The 17,296-nt window shown below is 71.3% G+C and carries 18 protein-coding genes, 7 tRNA genes and 1 pseudogene; 12 read left to right on the top strand and 14 right to left on the bottom strand.

Translation table 11 applies throughout. The annotated features are described in order from the left end of the window. A partial coding sequence (locus CCS38_RS16945; RefSeq protein ID WP_223734111.1) for an elongation factor G occupies positions 1-1,250 on the top strand: 1,250 nt, incomplete at its 5' end. A 206-nt stretch (positions 1,251-1,456) separates the two neighbouring features. After that, positions 1,457-3,118, top strand: coding sequence for an AbeC-like domain-containing protein (locus tag CCS38_RS16940; RefSeq protein ID WP_223734110.1), 1,662 nt, complete (start codon positions 1,457-1,459; stop codon positions 3,116-3,118). Positions 3,119-3,188: 70 nt separating this feature from the next. Here the strand turns inward: CCS38_RS16940 and CCS38_RS16935 are convergent, their stop codons facing one another. Both CCS38_RS16935 and thrS read right to left on the bottom strand, forming a co-directional pair. Next, positions 3,189-3,749 carry an HIT family protein gene (locus tag CCS38_RS16935; protein WP_223734109.1) on the bottom strand — a complete coding sequence of 187 codons (561 nt, stop codon included), beginning with the start codon at positions 3,747-3,749 and terminating at the stop codon, positions 3,189-3,191. 72 nt (positions 3,750-3,821) lie between these two features. Beyond that, positions 3,822-5,801, bottom strand: coding sequence for a threonine--tRNA ligase (gene thrS / locus CCS38_RS16930; protein ID WP_223734108.1), 1,980 nt, complete (start codon positions 5,799-5,801; stop codon positions 3,822-3,824). Positions 5,802-5,926: 125 nt separating this feature from the next. On the opposite strand from thrS, the gene CCS38_RS16925 reads away from it, so the two are divergent. Next, positions 5,927-6,481 carry a DinB family protein gene (locus CCS38_RS16925; RefSeq protein WP_223734107.1) on the top strand — a complete coding sequence of 185 codons (555 nt, stop codon included), beginning with the start codon at positions 5,927-5,929 and terminating at the stop codon, positions 6,479-6,481. Between the two features lie 27 nt (positions 6,482-6,508). On the opposite strand, the gene CCS38_RS16920 is transcribed toward CCS38_RS16925, so the two are convergent. Beyond that, positions 6,509-7,684, bottom strand: coding sequence for a hypothetical protein (locus tag CCS38_RS16920; RefSeq protein WP_223734106.1), 1,176 nt, complete (start codon positions 7,682-7,684; stop codon positions 6,509-6,511). Further along, positions 7,684-8,250 (bottom strand): DUF4365 domain-containing protein, encoded by a 567-nt coding sequence (locus tag CCS38_RS16915; RefSeq protein WP_223734105.1) that lies wholly within the window; start codon positions 8,248-8,250, stop codon positions 7,684-7,686. The genes CCS38_RS16920 and CCS38_RS16915 overlap by 1 nt, the downstream gene beginning before the upstream one ends. A gap of 235 nt (positions 8,251-8,485) precedes the next feature. On the opposite strand from CCS38_RS16915, the gene CCS38_RS16910 reads away from it, so the two are divergent. Beyond that, positions 8,486-9,211, top strand: coding sequence for a 3'-5' exonuclease (locus CCS38_RS16910; RefSeq protein ID WP_223734104.1), 726 nt, complete (start codon positions 8,486-8,488; stop codon positions 9,209-9,211). Between the two features lie 75 nt (positions 9,212-9,286). Here the strand turns inward: CCS38_RS16910 and CCS38_RS16905 are convergent. The 4 genes from CCS38_RS16905 to CCS38_RS16890 form a co-directional block, all read right to left on the bottom strand. Then, positions 9,287-9,358 (bottom strand) — tRNA-Val (locus CCS38_RS16905). Between the two features lie 71 nt (positions 9,359-9,429). After that, positions 9,430-9,906, bottom strand: a complete 477-nt coding sequence (locus CCS38_RS16900; protein ID WP_223734103.1) for an SRPBCC family protein — start codon at positions 9,904-9,906, stop codon at positions 9,430-9,432. Between the two features lie 184 nt (positions 9,907-10,090). Continuing rightward, a tRNA-Val gene (locus CCS38_RS16895) sits at positions 10,091-10,162 on the bottom strand. Between the two features lie 85 nt (positions 10,163-10,247). Continuing rightward, positions 10,248-10,691, bottom strand: a complete 444-nt coding sequence (locus tag CCS38_RS16890) for a TIGR02611 family protein (protein WP_223734102.1) — start codon at positions 10,689-10,691, stop codon at positions 10,248-10,250. A gap of 186 nt (positions 10,692-10,877) precedes the next feature. On the opposite strand from CCS38_RS16890, the gene CCS38_RS16885 reads away from it, so the two are divergent. Further along, positions 10,878-11,291, top strand: coding sequence for an SsgA family sporulation/cell division regulator (locus CCS38_RS16885; RefSeq protein WP_003959770.1), 414 nt, complete (start codon positions 10,878-10,880; stop codon positions 11,289-11,291). A gap of 357 nt (positions 11,292-11,648) precedes the next feature. Beyond that, the gene (locus CCS38_RS16880) at positions 11,649-12,215 is read left to right on the top strand and encodes a CGNR zinc finger domain-containing protein (protein ID WP_031062775.1); all 567 of its coding nucleotides are present in this window, start codon (positions 11,649-11,651) and stop codon (positions 12,213-12,215) included. 28 nt (positions 12,216-12,243) lie between these two features. Here the strand turns inward: CCS38_RS16880 and CCS38_RS16875 are convergent, their stop codons facing one another. Then, positions 12,244-12,402, bottom strand: coding sequence for a hypothetical protein (locus tag CCS38_RS16875; protein WP_223734101.1), 159 nt, complete (start codon positions 12,400-12,402; stop codon positions 12,244-12,246). A gap of 68 nt (positions 12,403-12,470) precedes the next feature. After that, a complete protein-coding gene (locus tag CCS38_RS16870; protein WP_223734100.1) occupies positions 12,471-12,983 on the bottom strand; it encodes a hypothetical protein in 513 nt (170 codons plus the stop codon). A gap of 120 nt (positions 12,984-13,103) precedes the next feature. Between CCS38_RS16870 and CCS38_RS16865 the strand changes: the two genes are divergently transcribed. After that, positions 13,104-13,628 (top strand): DsbA family protein, encoded by a 525-nt coding sequence (locus CCS38_RS16865; RefSeq protein ID WP_223734099.1) that lies wholly within the window; start codon positions 13,104-13,106, stop codon positions 13,626-13,628. A 21-nt stretch (positions 13,629-13,649) separates the two neighbouring features. Here CCS38_RS16865 and CCS38_RS16860 read toward each other — a convergent pair whose 3' ends face one another. The 3 genes from CCS38_RS16860 to CCS38_RS16850 form a co-directional block, all read right to left on the bottom strand. After that, entirely contained in the window at positions 13,650-14,480 is an 831-nt protein-coding gene (locus tag CCS38_RS16860) for a GNAT family N-acetyltransferase (protein WP_223734098.1), read from the bottom strand. Positions 14,481-14,559: 79 nt separating this feature from the next. Beyond that, positions 14,560-15,384 (bottom strand): aminotransferase class IV, encoded by an 825-nt coding sequence (locus CCS38_RS16855; protein WP_223734097.1) that lies wholly within the window; start codon positions 15,382-15,384, stop codon positions 14,560-14,562. Next, positions 15,381-16,448, bottom strand: a complete 1,068-nt coding sequence (locus tag CCS38_RS16850; RefSeq protein WP_223734096.1) for a chorismate-binding protein — start codon at positions 16,446-16,448, stop codon at positions 15,381-15,383. Before CCS38_RS16850 ends, CCS38_RS16855 begins: the two co-directional genes overlap by 4 nt. A gap of 188 nt (positions 16,449-16,636) precedes the next feature. On the opposite strand from CCS38_RS16850, the gene CCS38_RS16845 reads away from it, so the two are divergent. The 5 genes from CCS38_RS16845 (at position 16,637) to CCS38_RS16825 (ending at position 17,133) form a co-directional block, all read left to right on the top strand. Continuing rightward, a tRNA-Gly gene (locus tag CCS38_RS16845) sits at positions 16,637-16,709 on the top strand. Positions 16,710-16,744: 35 nt separating this feature from the next. Beyond that, a tRNA-Cys gene (locus tag CCS38_RS16840) sits at positions 16,745-16,818 on the top strand. A 1-nt stretch (position 16,819) separates the two neighbouring features. Then, positions 16,820-16,891, top strand: a tRNA-Val gene (locus tag CCS38_RS16835). Between the two features lie 55 nt (positions 16,892-16,946). Next, a tRNA-Val gene (locus CCS38_RS16830) sits at positions 16,947-17,018 on the top strand. Between the two features lie 43 nt (positions 17,019-17,061). Continuing rightward, a tRNA-Val gene (locus CCS38_RS16825) sits at positions 17,062-17,133 on the top strand. Between the two features lie 49 nt (positions 17,134-17,182). Here the strand turns inward: CCS38_RS16825 and CCS38_RS16820 are convergent. Further along, positions 17,183-17,296: pseudogene (locus tag CCS38_RS16820) on the bottom strand (zf-TFIIB domain-containing protein); the annotation flags it as partial.

Below are 17,296 nucleotides of genomic sequence, written 5' to 3'. Positions count from 1 at the left end.
CCGAGGGCAAGCCCCGCCCCGCCCTCGCCTGCGACCCCGCCGGACCGCTGGCCGCCGAGGTCGTCAAGACCTCCTCCGACCCGTACGTCGGCCGGCTCTCCCTCGTACGGGTCTTCTCCGGCACCCTGCACCCCGACGAGACGGTGCACGTCTCCGGGCACGGCCTGGCCGACCGCGGACACGAGGACCACGACGTCGACGAGCGCATCGGCGCCCTGTCGGCCCCCTTCGGCAAGCAGCAGCGCACGGTCACCAAGGTCGTCGCCGGCGACCTGGCCTGCGTCGCGAAGCTCTCCCGCGCCGAGACCGGCGACACCCTCTCCGCCAAGGACGCGCCGCTGCTGATGGCACCCTGGGACATGCCCGACCCGCTGCTCCCGGTCGCCATCCAGGCCCACAGCAAGGCCGACGAGGACAAGCTCTCCCAGGGACTCGCGCGGCTCGTCGCCGAGGACCCCACGATGCGCCTGGAGCAGAACCCCGACACCCACCAGGTCGTCCTGTGGTGCCTGGGCGAGGCGCACGTGGACGTGGCGCTGGAGCGGCTGCGCGCCCGGTACGGAGTCCAGGTCGACGCCGTACCGCACAAGGTCTCGCTGCGCGAGACGTTCGGCGCGAAGGCCGCCGGGCGCGGCCGGCACGTCAAGCAGTCGGGCGGCCACGGCCAGTACGCGATCTGCGAGATCGAGGTCGAGCCGCTCCCGGGCGGCAGCGGCATCGAATTCGTCGACAAGGTCGTCGGCGGGGCCGTGCCCCGGCAGTTCATCCCGTCCGTGGAGAAGGGCGTACGGGCCCAGGCGGCGCGCGGGGTCGCGGCCGGGTACCCCCTCGTCGACATCCGCGTGACGCTGCTCGACGGCAAGGCCCACTCCGTGGACTCCTCCGACGCCGCGTTCCAGACCGCGGGCGCCCTCGCCCTGCGCGAGGCCGCCGCCGACGCCCGTATCCACCTGCTGGAGCCGGTCGCCGAGGTCACCGTCCTGGTGCCCGACGACTACGTGGGACCGGTGATGAGCGACCTGTCCGGGCGGCGCGGCCGCGTCGTGGGCACCGAACAGTCCGGCTCGGGCCGGACGTTGGTGCGCGCCGAGGTCCCGGAGATCGAAATCGGCCGCTACGCCGTCGATCTCCGGTCACTTTCGCACGGCACCGGCCGCTTCCACCGCAGTTACGCACGGCACGAGCCGATGCCGCCGCAGCTCGCCACCAAGATCCGCGAAGAGCGCGAAAAGGCGGAGAACGGCGGCTAGTTCACCGCCCGGCGACCGACGGAACGGCCGGCGTACCGCCCGGGGACGGGGACTCAACTCCCTTGGGCGGTACGCCGGCTGTACGTCGGCTGTACGCTGAGGACGCAGCTCACAGGTGTGCCGGGGGCGGCCGGCGGGAAGGTCGCTCAGAGGCGTTCTGCGGGGCACGCCGAACGGCAGGGGCAGACGGCGGCGAGGGGGCCTTGGTGACGACGATTGACGGCTTCGACTTCAGCCCGGGAGCGCAGGTTCCGCTCTCCGGCGGGGCGGGGCAGACCGCCGCTACGCAGGCGCTGGCCTCGGCCGCGTACCGGGACACCCCGCTCTCCGACATCTCCGCGGCCGACTCCGACACCGCCAAGTCGGACATCAAGAAGCCCAGGCTCTCGCTGTTCGAGCCGAACTTCGGCGAGGCGTTCTCGCGCGCCGTACAGAACCGTATGCTCGGCGGCGGCCGCAAGCCGCTCATCCAGTCCTTCGGCACCGAGCCGCAGACCGTCGTCGAGCACTGCCTCGCCGCCAACCGCATCCGCAAGGAGCGGGACGCGAAACTGACCGTCCTCATGGTCGTCTTCGGGGTGCTCTTCCTCCCCGGCGTGCTCCTCTGGTTCGGCGGCTTCCAGCTCAAGCGGATCCTGGACAAGGCCACCAGCAAGGGCAAGAGCGCGCTGGGCACGGTGCTGCTCGTGGCCCTCTGCGGCATCGCCCTGATCTTCCTGATCAAGCTCCCCTTCGACAGCTTCTGGACGGTCTACCTCCGGCTGATGCTGATCGCCCCGGTCATAGGCTGGTGGTGGGCCAAGCGGATCTGCGAGCGCACGGCCGTCGACATGCGCGACGCGTGGAAGGGCCTCCTCGAAGGCGGCGGCGTCGGCGCGAGGATCCCCGAGGCCGTCCCCCAGGACCCCACCGAGACCGCCGCCGAACAGCTCCGCCAGAACCTCGCCAAGCTCACCGCCGAGCAGAACAGCAACGTCGTCTTCTACGCCGGCCCCAAGGGCATACTCGGCATGGGCACCCGCTGGGGTAGCTGGCAGCTCGCCGAGGAGCTCCGCCCCGCGGACCCGGACGGCGAGATCCACCCCTTCCGCAGCTGGGACGTCATCCGCGTCATCCACGACCGGCTCAAGCTCCTGGAGCGCAGCCCGCTGCACACCGGCGGCTTCGGCCAGCCCCCCTCCGTGAAGCACTGGATCGTCTCCCCCGTCGGCGAGAACGCCGGCGAGGTCGCCCGCCCCGAGGGCACCGACACCGACGCCTTCCAGATCCGCCCCCACGAGATAGAGCGGATCTGCAACGAGCAGCAGTTCGGCGCCGGCAACCGCCACTACCTCGGCGTCCAGTTCGTCCTCTGGGACGGCCAGCTCGTCCTCACCCTGATGATCACCGTGACCGTGCTGCACGAGACGCTGCGCATCGAGGTCACGGGGCACTCCCTCGGCCCGGTCCACGGCCTGTTCACCACCAAGCCCAAGGCCAAGACCGTGACCGAGGCGAAGGTCGTGAAGTTCTGGGAGACCAAGGAACGGCAGCTCCCGCTCATCGACGCCGACGAGGTCGTCCGCCTCGCCGCGCGCGCCCCCCTGACCTGGTTCCCGCCGGTCCTGGACTTCCTCGGCGGCAAGCTCGCCCTGCCCGAGCCCTTCGGGCTGCGCCACGCCTGGGCGGACAAGCCCTGGCGGCACCGCTTCATGGCGGACGACGCGCTGCGCGCCGCCACGCCCGTGCTGCGCGTGGTGCACTCCGCCGCGATGAGCGTCCTGAAGGAGAACGGCGTGGACACCGAGCGCTTCGACAACCGCTCGCTGGCCCTCAGCGGCGCGGTCCAGGACGCCGCTCCGAAGAAGGCCGACGTCTACGACGCGTAACGCCGCGCACTGCAGGTACGCCCGGGGCCCGTACGGATTTCCGTACGGGCCCCAGGCGCGGGATCGGCCGTTACACCGCCGGCCAGGCGTCCGCGAGCATCGCGCGGGTGTCGGCGAGGAGCTGGGGCAGCACCCGCGTGTGGCCGACCACCGGCATGAAGTTCGTGTCGCCGCCCCAGCGCGGGACGACGTGCTGGTGCAGGTGGGCGGCGATACCGGCACCGGCGACCCCGCCCTGGTTCATCCCGATGTTGAAGCCGTGCGCGCCGGACGCCGCGCGCAGCGCCGCCATCGCCTGCTTCGTGAGCTTCCCCAGCTCCGCCGTCTCGGGGTCGTCCAGCTCGGTGTAGTCGGCGACGTGGCGGTAGGGCACGACCATGAGGTGCCCGCCGTTGTACGGGTAGAGGTTGAGCACTGCGTACACGTGCTCGCCGCGGGCGACGACCAGGCCGTCCTCGTCGGACTTCGACGGGATCGTGCAGAACGGACAGCCGTCGTCGGCTCCCGGGCCCGTGGGCTTGTTCTCACCCTGGATGTAGGCCATCCGGTGCGGCGTCCACAGGCGCTGGAAGGCGTCCTGTGTCCCGACTCCGATCTGCTGCTCCGGCTCAGTCGTCATGAAACGCAGCATATTCCCTGGTACGGACGCGGCGAGGGGCGGCCCTGGCGGACCGCCCCTCGAATCCTCGCGCCGTGGCCCGGATCAGACCTGGTCGCGCTCCTCGACCGCCTTGAGGATCTTGGCGATCGCCTCGTCCTTCGGGATGCCGTTCTCCTGGGAGCCGTCCCGGTAGCGGAAGGACACCGCGCCGTGCTCCATGTCCTCGTCACCCGCGATGACCATGTACGGGACCTTGGACTTCTGGGCGTTGCGGATCTTCTTCTGCATCCGGTCCGAGGACGAGTCGACCTCGATGCGCAGCCCCTTCTTGCGGGCCTCCGCGGCGAACTCCTCCAGGTACGGGACGTGCGCGTCACCGATCGGGATGCCGGTCGCCTGGACGGGCGCCAGCCAGACCGGGAAGGCGCCGGCGTAGTGCTCCAGGAGCACCGCGAAGAAGCGCTCGATGGAGCCGAAGAGGGCACGGTGGATCATGACCGGGCGCTGCTTGGAACCGTCCGCCGAGGTGTACTCCAGGTCGAACCGCTCCGGCAGGTTGAAGTCGAGCTGGATGGTCGACATCTGCCAGGTACGGCCGATCGCGTCCTTCGCCTGGACGGAGATCTTCGGGCCGTAGAAGGCCGCGCCGCCCGGGTCGGCGACCAGTTCGAGGCCCTGCTTCTCGGCCACCTTGCGCAGCGTCTCGGTGGCCTCCTCCCAGGTCGCGTCGTCGCCGACGAACTTCTCCGGGTCCTTGGTGGACAGCTCCAGGTAGAAGTCGTTCAGGCCGTAGTCGCGCAGCAGGTTCAGGACGAAGGTGAGCGTCGTGTCGAGCTCGTCCGCCATCTGCTCGCGGGTGCAGTAGATGTGCGCGTCGTCCTGGGTGAAGCCGCGGGCGCGGGTCAGGCCGTGCACCACGCCGGACTTCTCGTACCGGTACACCGTCCCGAACTCGAAGAGACGCAGCGGCAGTTCGCGGTACGAACGCCCCCGCGCGTCGAAGATCAGGTTGTGCATCGGGCAGTTCATGGGCTTGAGGTAGTAGTCAATGCCCTCGTCGAGCTGCATGGGCGGGTACATGCCGTCGGCGTACCAGTCCAGGTGCCCCGACGTCTCGAAGAGCTTCCCCTTGGTGGCGTGCGGGGTGTAGACGAACTCGTAGCCCTCTTCCTCGTGGCGCCGCCGCGAGTAGTCCTCCATGACCCGGCGGATGATGCCGCCCTTGGGGTGGAAGACCGCGAGGCCGGAGCCGATCTGCTCCGGAATGGAGAACAGGTCCAGCTCGCTGCCCAGCTTGCGGTGGTCGCGCTTCTCGGCCTCGGCGAGGAACTCCAGGTACGCCTTCAGCTCGTCCTTGGTCGGCCAGGCGGTGCCGTAGATGCGCTGGAGCTGCTTGTTCTTCTCGCTGCCGCGCCAGTACGCCGCGGCGGAGCGCATCAGCTTGAACGCCGGGATGTTCCGCGTGGTCGGCAGGTGCGGGCCTCGGCAGAGGTCCTTCCAGCACAGGTCGCCGGTCTTGGCGTCGAGGTTGTCGTAAATGGTCAGCTCGCCCGCGCCGACCTCGGCGTCCGCGCCCTCGGCGGCCTCACCGGCGTTGCCCTTGAGGCCGATCAGCTCCAGCTTGTACGGCTCGGCGGCCAGCTCCTCGCGGGCGTCCTCGTCGGTGGTGACCCGGCGCGAGAAGCGCTGGCCCCGCTTCTGGATCTCCTGCATCTTCTTCTCGATGCGCTTGAGGTCCTCGGGGGTGAACGGGGTCTCGACGTCGAAGTCGTAGTAGAAGCCGTCCTTGACGGGCGGGCCGATGCCGAGCTTCGCCTCCGGGAACAGCTCCTGCACGGCCTGCGCCATCACATGCGCGGTGGAGTGCCGCAGGATGTTCAGGCCGTCCTCGGAGGTGATCTCCACGGGCTCGACGGTCTCGCCGTCGGCGACCTCGTACGCGAGGTCCTTGAGCTCTCCGGCCACCCGCGCCGCGACGATGCTGCGCTCGCCCTGGAAGAGGTCGGCGGCCGTAGTGCCCGTGGTCACCACGCGTTCTTCCCGCTCGGAATCGCGTTGGATGGTCACACGGACGTCTGACACCGGACTCTCCTGACTCATGTCTGCTGGGCGGCAGCGATCGCTGCGCACGGTGAATCGTACCGAGCCACCGGCCCGCCTCGCGAAACGGTTGTTTGCCGGGCCGCCGCGAGGGGCAAAGCGGGTCCATGGTCATCGACTGGAACGAGCAGCTCGCGGAGCAGCTGGATCTGCACTGGCGGGTTCAGCTGCGGGACCGGCTGTCCGGACTGAGCGACGAGGAGTACTTCTGGGAGCCCTCGCCGGGCGCCTGGAACGTACGGCCGAGGGGCACCAGCAGCGCGCCCATCGCGGCGGGGTCCGGCGACTTCACGGTCGACTTCGCCTTCCCCGAGCCGGTGCCCCCGCCGGTGACGACCATCGCCTGGCGGCTGGCCCACATCATCGTCGGCGTGTTCGGGATGCGCGTCGCGAACCATTTCGGCGGGCCGAAGACGGACTACGAGTCCTTCGCGTACGCGGGCACGGCCCGGGAGGCACTGGAGCAGCTGGACGCGGCGTACGCGGCCTGGCACGCGGGTGTGCGGGGGCTGAGCGAGGAGGACCTGGCGCGGCCCTGCGGTCCCGCCGAGGGGCCGTACGGCGAGTACCCGATGGCGACGCTGGTGCTGCACATCAACCGGGAGGTCATCCACCACGGTGCGGAGATCGCGCTGCTGCGTGATCTTTACCCGCACCGCTGAAAGCCCCTCTTGGGGCGGGGGCGGGGCTCACTCGCCTCCGCACGCCTCCTCGAAGTGGTCCAGGTTCTCCTGGAGCGACTTCAGCAGCCGGTCCCGCTCCGCTTCGTCGACCTGTACGGGCGTGACGCCGCTCGCCCCCGTTATCCGCCGGAAGCCGCCGCGGCTCTCCAGCCGCCCGGTCACCCGGACCGGCAGCCCCAGCAGGTGGGCGTGGCCCGCGATCCGGTAGTCCTCCTCGCCGAGGGCCATCCTGACCTGCGCCACGTCCGCGCCGGCCAGCACCCGCAGCCGTACCGCGCCCGCGCCGTCGGGCCGCTCGCGGCGCATCCGTACGACCGTGCCGGTCACCCGCACGGCGAGCGAGGGCTCGTCCCGTACGTACCGCTGGGCGGCCTGCCGCAGCGCGGGCAGGTCGCCGGGGGTGAACTCGACGGGCTCGGGGCGGGCCGGGCAGCCCGGCGGCGCGCCCTCGGCCGGTGACCACTGGATCACGATGCGCACCCCTTCGGCGCCGCGCACCAGGGAGATCAGCGCCTCGGTCAGCTCATGGCAGACGCCCAGCTCGACGGCGGCCTCGTACGCCTCCATGCCGCCGGTGGCGCGCTGGTAGTCCGTGGCGTCGCGGGCGGCGTGCAGCGCCCGCTGAAGGCCCGCGACCGTGCCGCGGCCCGCGGTGACCGGGACGTACGCGGTGAGGGTGCGGCCCGCGGAGGCCGGGCCGACCAGCACCTGGTCGAGCAGCGCCTCGGCCTGCCGCCGGTGCCGGGCGCCGTGGTAGCCGGCCCGCGCGTACGTGCCGAGCGCCCCGGCGGCCAGCAGGGAGCGGGCGGCGGCGCGCAGCCGCTCCTGCGCGGTCCACAGGGTCGCGCCGGAGCCCTCGTCGGGGATGTCGCGCTCCCAGCGCACCTCGTCGCTGGGCAGCGCGAGGCCGACCAGCACCTCGCGGGCCGAGGGCGCTGCGCTGCGGGAGAGCGCGGTCAGCGCCTCGGCGAGCAGGTCGGTGCTGTCGGGATAGCGGGCGGACTCGGGCACGAGGAGGCTGGTGCCCGCGGTGCCCCCGGGCGGGGTCCAGCGGCCGTACTGGCCCTGGGTGCCGCCGCGGCGGTGCCAGCCGTGCCGGCCCAGCAGTGCGGTGAGAACGGCCGGATCGACCCGGTCGGGGTCGGGAACGGGGAGTGGGTGCTCGTCGGTCGGCCGGTACATCAGGGTCTCCCTCCCGCCCCGACCCGCGTCATGATCTCGACGAGCGCACGGTCGTCGAAGATCCGCGTGGTCGGAATCCGCACAGTGGTCTTGCGCCTGCCCGTGGCCTGCTGGCCGGCCAGGTTGATCCAGTAACAGCAGTGCCGCAGTTCGAGCCGGTCGTGGCTCGCGCGCAGCCAGTCCTCGGGGGTGCGCGGTACGAGCATCACGACCAGGATCTTGTGCACCGCGACGGGGGTACGGGCGAGCTTCACGAGGTGGTCGTTGTCCAGCGTGAAGCCGAAGCTGGGCCCCGGCGGGCGGGGCGGGACCTGGTAGGTGCACTTGAGCTGCACCTTGATGGTGACTTCGTCGTCGATGGTGTGGCCGGACGAGCCGTGGCTGACGTGCCAGTCGATGCCGTTGTCCGGGAAGGGCTGCGCGAGCGAGCAGCCGGCGGCCGCGGCCACGGCGTGGAGATAGCCCACCTGGAGCGTCTCCATGGAGGCGGTGGTGGCGAGCTGGCCGCGCAGCGGTACCGGTTCCTCGGGCAGGAACCCACCCGGCTCGGGCTGTGCGAGCGTCATCGCTCAAGTGCCTTCCGGGCGTTGCGGTGGTGCCGGTCGGGTGCGTGGGGGTGCGGTGGGGTCCGGGCCGCACGGCGGTCCGGCGGACCGCGCGTGGGGCTGCGGTCCCCCCTGTGTTGTCTCCGTGTCAAGTGGTCAACAAACAATGGCGGTTCGACAACCGTGGAGGCCGGGTATCACCAGCTCGGGGGCCCGGGGCAGGCCACCCGCCGCAGGAGCACGAGGAGTTGGGACTATGCCGTGCTGGTTCGACGGTCCGCTGGCTGCCTTCGACACCGAGACGACGGGGATCGATGTGGAGCAGGACCGCATCGTCTCCGCCGCCCTGGTCGTCCAGGAGACGCCGCGTTCGACTCCGCGGGTCACGCGCTGGCTGGTCAATCCGGGTGTGGACATCCCGGAGGCCGCGACGGCGGTGCACGGCCTGACGGCCGGGCATCTGGCGATGTACGGCCGCTGGCCGGCACCGGTGATGGAGGAGATAGCGCGGGCCCTGGCGGAGCAGGCGATGGCGGGGCGGCCGCTGGTGGTGATGAACGCGCCGTTCGATCTGACGCTGCTGGACCGTGAGTTGCGCCGGCACCGCGCGTCGTCGCTGGCGGCGTATCTCGGTACGCAGTCGTTGTGCGTGCTGGATCCGCGGGTGCTGGACAAGCATCTGGACCGGTACCGCAAGGGCCGCCGGACGCTGACCGACCTGTGCGAGCACTACGGCGTCGAGCTGTCGGGGGCGCACGAGGCGGCGGCGGACGCGACGGCGTCACTGCAGGTCGTACGGGCGCTGGGGCAGGCATTCGCGACGCGGCTCGAAGGGCTGAGCGTGGCGGAGCTGCATGCGCTGCAGGCGGTGTGGCACGCGGCCCAAGCGCGGGGCCTGCAGGCGTGGTTCGCGCGCAACGGCACGGAGGAGGCGGTGGACCCGCACTGGCCGCTGCGGCCGGATCTGCCTGCTGCGGCGTGACCGTATCCACGGCAGAACGAGGTGAACGTACGCAGAAGGCCGGACCGCTGTTTACGGTCCGGCCTTCTCTCCGGGTGGGCGATACTGGGTTCGAACCAGTGACCTCTTCGGTGTGAACGAAGCGCTCTCCCACTGAGCTAATCGCCCGGGGTGCGTCCGGGGTTTCCTTGGGGTCTCCCGCGAACGACCTGAACAATACAGGTGGTGGCGGCGTTACTTCAAATTCCTTCGTGGCGGGCCAGCCAGGCGGCCAGACCGCGCCGTCCGGCCCGCATCATCAGCGTGTGGTTGAGGCGGAAGAACGGCCGTCCCGGGTAGGCCAGCAGCCGCATGAAGGGCCTGCGCACCTCGACCTCCTGCTCGTACAGCGCGCGGGTGCCGGTGCCGTGGGGGCGGACCGTCCAGCGCGCCCAGCCGTCGATGTCACCGTGCAGCGCCGTCTCCAGGACGCCGGCGCCCGGGTCGCGGCGGGTCTCGCGGGCGGTGACGCGCAGGCTGTAGGGCAGTACGGAGCGGATACGGGCGGCGCCGGAGTGGTCGTCGGTCCGGTGCACCTCGGCGACCTGGGGCCACCAGCGGGGGTAGGACTCGGTCCGCTCCAGGACGGCGTAGACGACGCCGGGGGCGGCGTCCAGCAGCCAGACACTGCGGAAGCGGTAGTGGTGGGGGCGGAGGCGGGACGGCCGGGCACGCATGGGCCCAGTGTGCCGTGCCGGGGAACACCGAAGGGCCCGGAGGCCGAAGAAACCTCCGGACCCTTGGACCGGACCTCGGGGGTGCGGGTGGCGGAGCCCCCGCCCTGCGTGGCGAAGCCGCGCAAAACACGACGAGGGCGAAGCGGCTTGCGCTGCTGGCAAGCACACTTCACCCTCGCACTTGTGGGCGATACTGGGTTCGAACCAGTGACCTCTTCGGTGTGAACGAAGCGCTCTCCCACTGAGCTAATCGCCCGGGGCGCCGGTGCCTCGCGGCCTGGCGCACCGCCAACATTACCCCATGTCAGCGGGGTCCCCGACCACCCTGCGGCCGGTCGGGCTCACTCGGTGATGCGCCAGGGCATCTCGAAGCCGAACTTCCACACGTACACCGCGAGGGCCGCGACCACGATCACGACGCCGATCGTGGTGAGGATGATGTTGCGCCGCCGGACCTTGGGGTCCAGGGCCTTCTGGGCGGCCTCGGTGACCTTGCGCTTGGTCCAGCGGAGCACGAGCTGCGCCCAGACGAACTCGGTCGCCCAGATCGCCATGCCGGCGAAGATCACCAGCCAGCCGGGGCCGGGCAGCGGCAGCATGATGATGCCGCCGACGACCACCGCGAGCCCGATGATGAAGATCCCGACCTGCCAGCTCATGTGCAGGGTCCGGGAGCGCTTCACGAAATGCGGCGCCTTGGACCCCAGCTTCTGCGGGATCGCCGTCGCCCCCTGTGTCGACGCGCCCCCGGCGGCGCCCCGACGCTCGTCACTCTCCGCATTCATACCGGCAAACCTACCCGACGCCCGGAATCGCCGCATGAACGCTCGGGAGGATCCGGGACTCCGCCGTAAGAGGTACTCGAAGCCACCCAAAACAGTCAGAGGGGTTTACAACGCCACCGTAGGTGGCATGTCGATTTCGCCGACGTGCGAACCCCCGAGCGCACACTGAGCGAAAGGCCCTGGCGTATGAACACCACGGTCAGCTGCGAGCTGCACCTGCGCCTCGTTGTGTCGAGCGAGTCCTCACTGCCTGTACCTGCGGGCCTGCGGTATGACACGGCCGATCCTTATGCCGTGCACGCCACCTTCCACACCGGAGCCGAGGAGACGGTCGAGTGGGTTTTCGCCCGTGATCTCCTCGCCGAGGGCCTGCACCGGCCCACCGGCACCGGCGACGTCCGCGTCTGGCCGTCCCGGAGTCACGGACAGGGAGTCGTCTGCATCGCCCTGAGCTCCCCGGAAGGCGAGGCGCTGCTCGAAGCCCCGGCGCGGGCTCTGGAATCCTTCCTCAAGCGCACGGATGCCGCGGTCCCGCCCGGCACCGAGCACCGACACTTCGATCTCGACACGGAGCTCTCCCACATCCTCGCGGAGAGCTGAGGAGACCCGCGGCCGCGTACCGCGTCAACCGCTCATCACTCGCGCCGTCCGACTCGGGGAGACGGCGCAGAACGGACAAGTTCATACGGCAAGCACCGGCGTCGCCGCCGCGGAGACCACCGCGGCGGCGGCGCCGTTTCCGTACCGAGCGCGGCGCCGTTTCCGTACTGACCGGCCCGGACGGGCGCCGGGGAGCCGGGGGAACCTGCGGCACCGGTGGCCGCCGGGCCTTGTTGAAGGCGCTAGAGTCGGCGACCATTCGGCAAGGGGGCGGCCGGTCGATCGCTGGAGATCACCGGCCACCGCCCATGGATCCCGGGGGCGGCAGAATCCGCCCTCCCGGCCTGGGAGCGACCCGTGATGATCACCCACGACACCCGGTGCGCGCTGGAGGCGGTCGTCGACCTCCTGAACACCGCGCCCGAGGGCGGGGCCCCATCGGCCCCGGACGCCCTCAGCGACGTGCCGTCCCTGCACGAGTTCGTCGCGCGCAACGCCTTCAGCGATGTGGGCACGCTCACCGAGCGGGACCTGGCGTCCGTGCGCTCCGTACGGGCGAGATTCGCCCAGGTCTTCGCGGCGGACGACGACCGCAGCGCGGCTGAGCTGCTGAATTCGCTGGTGGCGGCGGCCGGCACGACGCCGCGGCTGACCGACCACGACGGGTACGACTGGCACGTGCACTACTTCGCGCCCGGCGCCTCGGTCGCCGACCACCTCGCGGCGGACGGCGGGATGGCGCTGGCGTTCCTGGTCGTCGCCGGCGAGCGGGAGCGGCTGCGGCGCTGCGAGGCGCCGGACTGCCGGCACGCCTTCGTCGACCTCTCCCGGAACCGCTCGCGCCGCTACTGCGACAGCCGGACCTGCGGAAACCGCCTGCACGTCGCCGCGTACCGGGCACGCCGCCGCGAGGCCGCGAGCTGAACCTCCTGCCGAGGCGCAGCCACGGGCTCTAGAGCACGAAGAGGTCATGCACGGCGCCCAGCAGGAGCAGGACGCCGATCACGGTGAGGAAGAGCATCAGGGGCGGCTGGGACAGGGCGAACAGGCAGCCGCGGGATTCAGGGGCCCGGGGAGAGTTCTCCCGGGTCAGGGCGCACTCATCGTTCATCTCGCGGAGATCATGACGCAGATGATCAGCGCGAGGGCCGGAGATTCCCCCGCAGGAGGGGGAGTTCCTCAGATCCCGTGCTTTTTCAGGATGGCTTCGATATCGGAGAAGTCGTCCGCGTCACCGGAGCGGGCGTCGGAGCGGCCACCGGAGCGGGCACCCGGCTGGATTTCCGCACCCCGCCCTTGGGTAACCCCCTGCTGGGGGGACGGGTTCGTTCGATTCGCCCCGTAGGCAGCCGACGGGCCGACAGCGGCCGACAGGTCGGCGCCCGGCGCGCCGGAGCGCGCTGCCTTGGCCGCGGCGCGGCGTTCCTTACGGCTCATGGACCGGCGCTCGGCCGCGCGGCTCACCAGGAACAGCAGGGCCGACAGGGCCAGTACGCCGAAGCCCGCCCACACGGTCGGCTTGAAGACCAGGCCCGTGATCCAGTCGATGACACCGGTCATGACCAGGCCGATCGGGATCAGCGCGAAGGCGGCGATGCGCGTCGCGGCGAGGAAGCGCCGGCGGAAGGCGGTCAGCGCGGCGATGCCCAGGCCGGCCACCGACAGCACGGCGCAGACGGTCGAGGTCAGCATGGGGTCCTCCTGCGGTGGACGGTTCTCCCCCCATCGTGCCCTCTCGCCCGTCGCGGGGGCCATGCCGACGGGCCCCGGGTTCCGTTCGGCCGGGGCCGCGGGTGCTGGAAGACTGGCCCCATGAACGACGCTTCCTCCCCCGCAGCCGACACCCTCCCTCCCGTCCTGGACGTCTGGTGCGAGCTGCAGTGCCCCGACTGCCGCGCCGCCCTGGACGACCTGCGCGCGCTGCGCGAGCGCTACGGCGACCGGCTGGAGATCCGGCTGCGCCACTTCCCGCTGGAGAAGCACAAGCACGCCTACGCCGCCGCGCAGGCCGCCGAAGAGGCCATCGAGCAGGGGCAGGGCTGGGCGTACGTGGAGGCGGTCCTCGGGCGCACCGGAGAGCTGGCGAAGCAGGGCGAGAAGCTGCTGGTGAAGGTGGCCGGGGAGCTGGGCCTGGACGCCGAGGAGCTGGACACCGCGCTGATCGACGGCCGGCATCTGCTGATCGTCGACGCGGACCAGGCCGAGGGCAAGGCGATCGGCGTCACGGGCACGCCGACGTACGTCATCGGCGGCGAGCGGCTGGACGGCGGCAAGAGCCAGGAGGGGCTGCGCGCCCGCATCGAGGAGATCGCGGACCGGCTGCTGGCCGCCGAGTGACTCCGTGACTTCAGCCGCCGCTCACAGCAGCGGCTTCGACAGCCGGTGGTCCACGACGAGGTATCCGAGGGACTCGTACAGCCTGCGCGCTGTCGGGTTGTCGGCGTAGACGATGAGGCCGAGGTGGCGGCTGCCCGCGGCCAGGCACTCCCGCTCGGCTATCCCCATCAGGGTGCGCCCGTGGCCGCGGCCGCGGTGCTCGGGCGCGACCCGTACGTCGTACACGTAACCGCCCGGCTGCCCCGGTACGTGCAGCGCGGTCCAGACCGTGCCCACGTCCGTGCCTTCGTGGCGCAGCACGCGCAGGCTCTGCCCCGGGGTGTGCGGGCCGTCGGGCAGCAGCAGCCGGTGGTCGGCGTCCGCCAGCTCGGCGGCGCGCTCGGCCGACGCGCCCTGCCGGGTCATGGCCTGTACGTACTCGTCCTGCGCGGCGGCGATCCAGGCGGGGTACTCCGCGTCGTCCAGCGGCCGGTCGACGCTGCCGGGAGGCAGTGCGGGCGGGGTGGTGAGCTCCTTGCGCATCCGGCGGGCGCGCTCGGTGTAGCCGAGCGCCGCGCTCAGCCGCAGCGCGGGCGTGGCGCCGGCGGGCACGAGGAACTCGATGCGCCGGCAGTCCCAGCCGCGCAGTACTTCCTCGGCGGCCAGGGCGGCGACGGTGGCGCGGCCGCGCCGCCGGTCGGGCTCGGCTATCCACAGGTCGGCGAGGTGGCCGGTGGGCACGGCGGCGCGTGGGTCGGTGGCGAGCCGGAGCCGTCCCACGGGGCGGCTGTTGACGCAGACGTCGTACGTACGGGCCCGGCCGCCGCCCTCCTGGCGCTCTTCCGGTCCGGTGGGGCGCAGCGTTGTGGTCACGCTGTTGTTCTACCCGCGTACGGCTCCTCAGTCATCGGCCCGGCCCGTGGTCCTCTGCGACCGGGCCCCGGCGCCGTGTTCAGCGCGGGTCGAAGTCCGCGGCGGACCGTTCGGCGAAGATCCGCATGGCCTTGGCGGTGACCGGGCCGGGATCGGTGCCGAGCTGCCGGGCGTCGTTGCGGGTGACGGCCTGGACGTCGCGCAGCGTGGAGGTCAGGAAGATCTCCTCGGCCCGCTCCAGCGCGTCGAACGGCAGGTCGGTCTCCTTGGCGCCGGTCCATTCGATGGTCAGGGCGCGGGTGATGCCGGCCAGGCAGCCGGACTCCAGCGGCGGGGTGTGCAGTTCGCCGTCGAGTACGACGAAGACGTTGGAGCCGGTGCCCTCGCAGAGCTGTCCCACGGTGTTGGCGAAGAGCGCCTCGGAGGCGCCGTGCTGCCGGGCGCGGGCGAGCGCGACGACGTTCTCGGCGTACGAGGTGGTCTTCAGGCCGGTGAGGGCGCCGCGTTCGTTGCGGGTCCAGGGGACGGTGACCGTTGCCGTGGTGTCGGGCCTGCGGGCGGTCTCGCCGAGTGCGACGACGAGGGTGGGGTCCGCATCGCCGCGGTCGGAGCCGAGCGGTGAGTGGCCGCCGGTGTAGGTGAGGCGCAGCCGGCCGAGCGGCATGGGGTTGGCGGCGAGCACGGCGTCGCAGGCGCGGCGTACCTCGTCCAGGTCGGGGTCGGGCAGGCCGAGGCCCCGCGCCGACGAGGTCAGCCGGTGGAGGTGCCGGGTGAGCGCGAAGGCGCGGCCGTGCTCGGCCTTGACGGTCTCGAAGACACCGTCGCCGACCGTCAGTCCGTGGTCGAAGACGGAGACCCGGGCGCTGTCGGCGTCCCTCAGCTCCCCGTCGAGCCAGATCTTCATCGCGTCGCTCCTCCGGTTGTCTCGTACGTCTCCGACGCTACCGCCAGCAGCCGGGCCGCCTTGAGTTCGGTCTCGTCCCATTCGCGGTCGGGGTCGGAGCCCCAGGTGATGCCGGCGCCGGTACCGAAGCGCAGGACGGGCCCGGCGGCGGCCTGCCGGTCGATCCAGAAGGTGCGGATGCCGACGGCGAGCTCGCCGGTGCCGCGGTCGGCGTCGACCCAGCCGATGCCGCCGCAGTACGGGCCGCGGGGCGCGGTCTCCAGAGTTTCGATGATGTCCAGGGCGCTGCGCTTGGGCGCGCCGGTGACGGAGCCGGGCGGGAAGGTGCCGACCAGCAGTTCGGGCCAGCCGGCGCCGGCGCGGAGTTCGCCGCGGACGGTGGAGACCAGGTGGACGAGGCCGGGGTGGGCCTCGACGGCGCAGAGCGCGGGGACGGTCACCGAGCCGGTGGCGCAGACCCGTCCCAGGTCGTTGCGGACCAGATCGACGATCATCACGTTCTCGGCGTGGTCCTTCTCCAGCAGGTCGTCGGCGGTGCGGCCGGTGCCCTTGATGGGTCCGGACTCGACCGTGCGGCCGTCGCGGCGCAGGTAGAGCTCGGGCGAGGCGGTGGCGACCTCGACGCCGTGCGCGGGGAGGCGGACCGTTCCTGCATACGGGGCGGGGTTGCCGCGGGCCAGCAGCGCGGTCAGCGCGTCCACGTCCGCGCGCTCGGGGTCGGGCAGCGGCGCGGAGAGAATTCGGCAGAGGTTCGCCTGGTAGACCTCGCCGGCGGCGATGTGCTCGCGTATCCGGCGTACGCCCGCGGTGTAGGCGGCGCGGTCCAGGGAGCTGGTCCAGGCGCCCCGCGCGGGGCCGCGCCAGGCGCCGCGGGCGGTCGGTCCTGTGGTGCCGCCCGCGTCCTCCCGTACGTCTCCGAAGCGGGCGCACACGAGGCGGCCCTCGAAGTCGGCCACCACTGCCCACCAGCCGGTGGAGTCCAGGGCGGCGGGGTCGCTGGTGACATCGCGCAGGTCGGAGGCGATCAGGCCGCCGAAGCGGGCCAGAGGAGGGAGATCGGGCACGTCGTTGAGTCTAGGACGGCGCCCCCGCTGCCGCCCTGGTGGAGCGAGCACCGCAGCACGCTGCACAAACGCGTTTTTGTACTGGCCCAGGAATCCGCTAGAGTTCAACACGTCGCCGGGACGCGGAAGCGAAAGCGGAAGCCGACCGAAGACAGCAGCTCTCAGGCGGTAGTCTGGGGGAGGCACCTGCGGACATAGCTCAGTTGGTAGAGCGCAACCTTGCCAAGGTTGAGGTCGCGAGTTCGAGCCTCGTTGTCCGCTCTGAGTGGGGGATCTTCCCGAACCCCTGCGCTCCAGGTGGAGTGGCCGAGAGGCGAGGCAACGGCCTGCAAAGCCGTCTACACGGGTTCAAATCCCGTCTCCACCTCCAAGGACGATTAGCTCAGCGGGAGAGCGCTTCCCTGACACGGAAGAGGTCACTGGTTCAATCCCAGTATCGTCCACTGATCCGCAAGGATCACGGTCCGCGAAGACCATGATCTAATAAGGATCGAACCCGCGCGATTAGCTCAGCGGGAGAGCGCTTCCCTGACACGGAAGAGGTCACTGGTTCAATCCCAGTATCGCGCACGCAGTGCCCATGGTCGGCTCCCCGGAGTGACCGTGGTCCCGAGGACGATTAGCTCAGCGGGAGAGCGCTTCCCTGACACGGAAGAGGTCACTGGTTCAATCCCAGTATCGTCCACACGGCAGACAGAAGGGCCGGAGCATCCGCTCCGGCCCTTCTGCGTTCCTCAGGAGGAGAAGAGCATCCGGCCGAAGCTGCGGTGGCCGTGGTGACCGTGCTGCCCGTGGTGACCATGGTGGCCGTGGTGCGGGGCGCCCCAGGCCGGCGCGGCCGGGTACGC

Origin of the sequence: Streptomyces purpurogeneiscleroticus (genome assembly GCF_020024005.1) — a bacterium.
GTDB classification, from domain to species: Bacteria; Actinomycetota; Actinomycetes; order Streptomycetales; family Streptomycetaceae; genus Streptomyces; species Streptomyces purpurogeneiscleroticus.
The sequence above is the reverse complement of the archived record's forward strand: the minus strand, read 5'-3'. Positions and strand labels throughout refer to the sequence as shown.

Bases quoted from the DNA above. Each gene is read 5' to 3' on its own strand.
- CCS38_RS16935 (WP_223734109.1), bottom strand. From the start codon at position 3,749: ATGCTGCGTTTCATGACGACTGAGCCGGAGCAGCAGATCGGAGTCGGG.
- CCS38_RS16925 (WP_223734107.1), top strand. From the start codon at position 5,927: ATGGTCATCGACTGGAACGAGCAGCTCGCGGAGCAGCTGGATCTGCAC.
- CCS38_RS16920 (WP_223734106.1), bottom strand. From the start codon at position 7,684: ATGTACCGGCCGACCGACGAGCACCCACTCCCCGTTCCCGACCCCGAC.
- CCS38_RS16915 (WP_223734105.1), bottom strand. From the start codon at position 8,250: ATGACGCTCGCACAGCCCGAGCCGGGTGGGTTCCTGCCCGAGGAACCG.
- CCS38_RS16910 (WP_223734104.1), top strand. From the start codon at position 8,486: ATGCCGTGCTGGTTCGACGGTCCGCTGGCTGCCTTCGACACCGAGACG.
- CCS38_RS16900 (WP_223734103.1), bottom strand. From the start codon at position 9,906: ATGCGTGCCCGGCCGTCCCGCCTCCGCCCCCACCACTACCGCTTCCGC.
- CCS38_RS16890 (WP_223734102.1), bottom strand. From the start codon at position 10,691: ATGAATGCGGAGAGTGACGAGCGTCGGGGCGCCGCCGGGGGCGCGTCG.
- CCS38_RS16885 (WP_003959770.1), top strand. From the start codon at position 10,878: ATGAACACCACGGTCAGCTGCGAGCTGCACCTGCGCCTCGTTGTGTCG.
- CCS38_RS16875 (WP_223734101.1), bottom strand. From the start codon at position 12,402: ATGAACGATGAGTGCGCCCTGACCCGGGAGAACTCTCCCCGGGCCCCT.
- CCS38_RS16870 (WP_223734100.1), bottom strand. From the start codon at position 12,983: ATGCTGACCTCGACCGTCTGCGCCGTGCTGTCGGTGGCCGGCCTGGGC.
- CCS38_RS16865 (WP_223734099.1), top strand. From the start codon at position 13,104: ATGAACGACGCTTCCTCCCCCGCAGCCGACACCCTCCCTCCCGTCCTG.
- CCS38_RS16855 (WP_223734097.1), bottom strand. From the start codon at position 15,384: ATGAAGATCTGGCTCGACGGGGAGCTGAGGGACGCCGACAGCGCCCGG.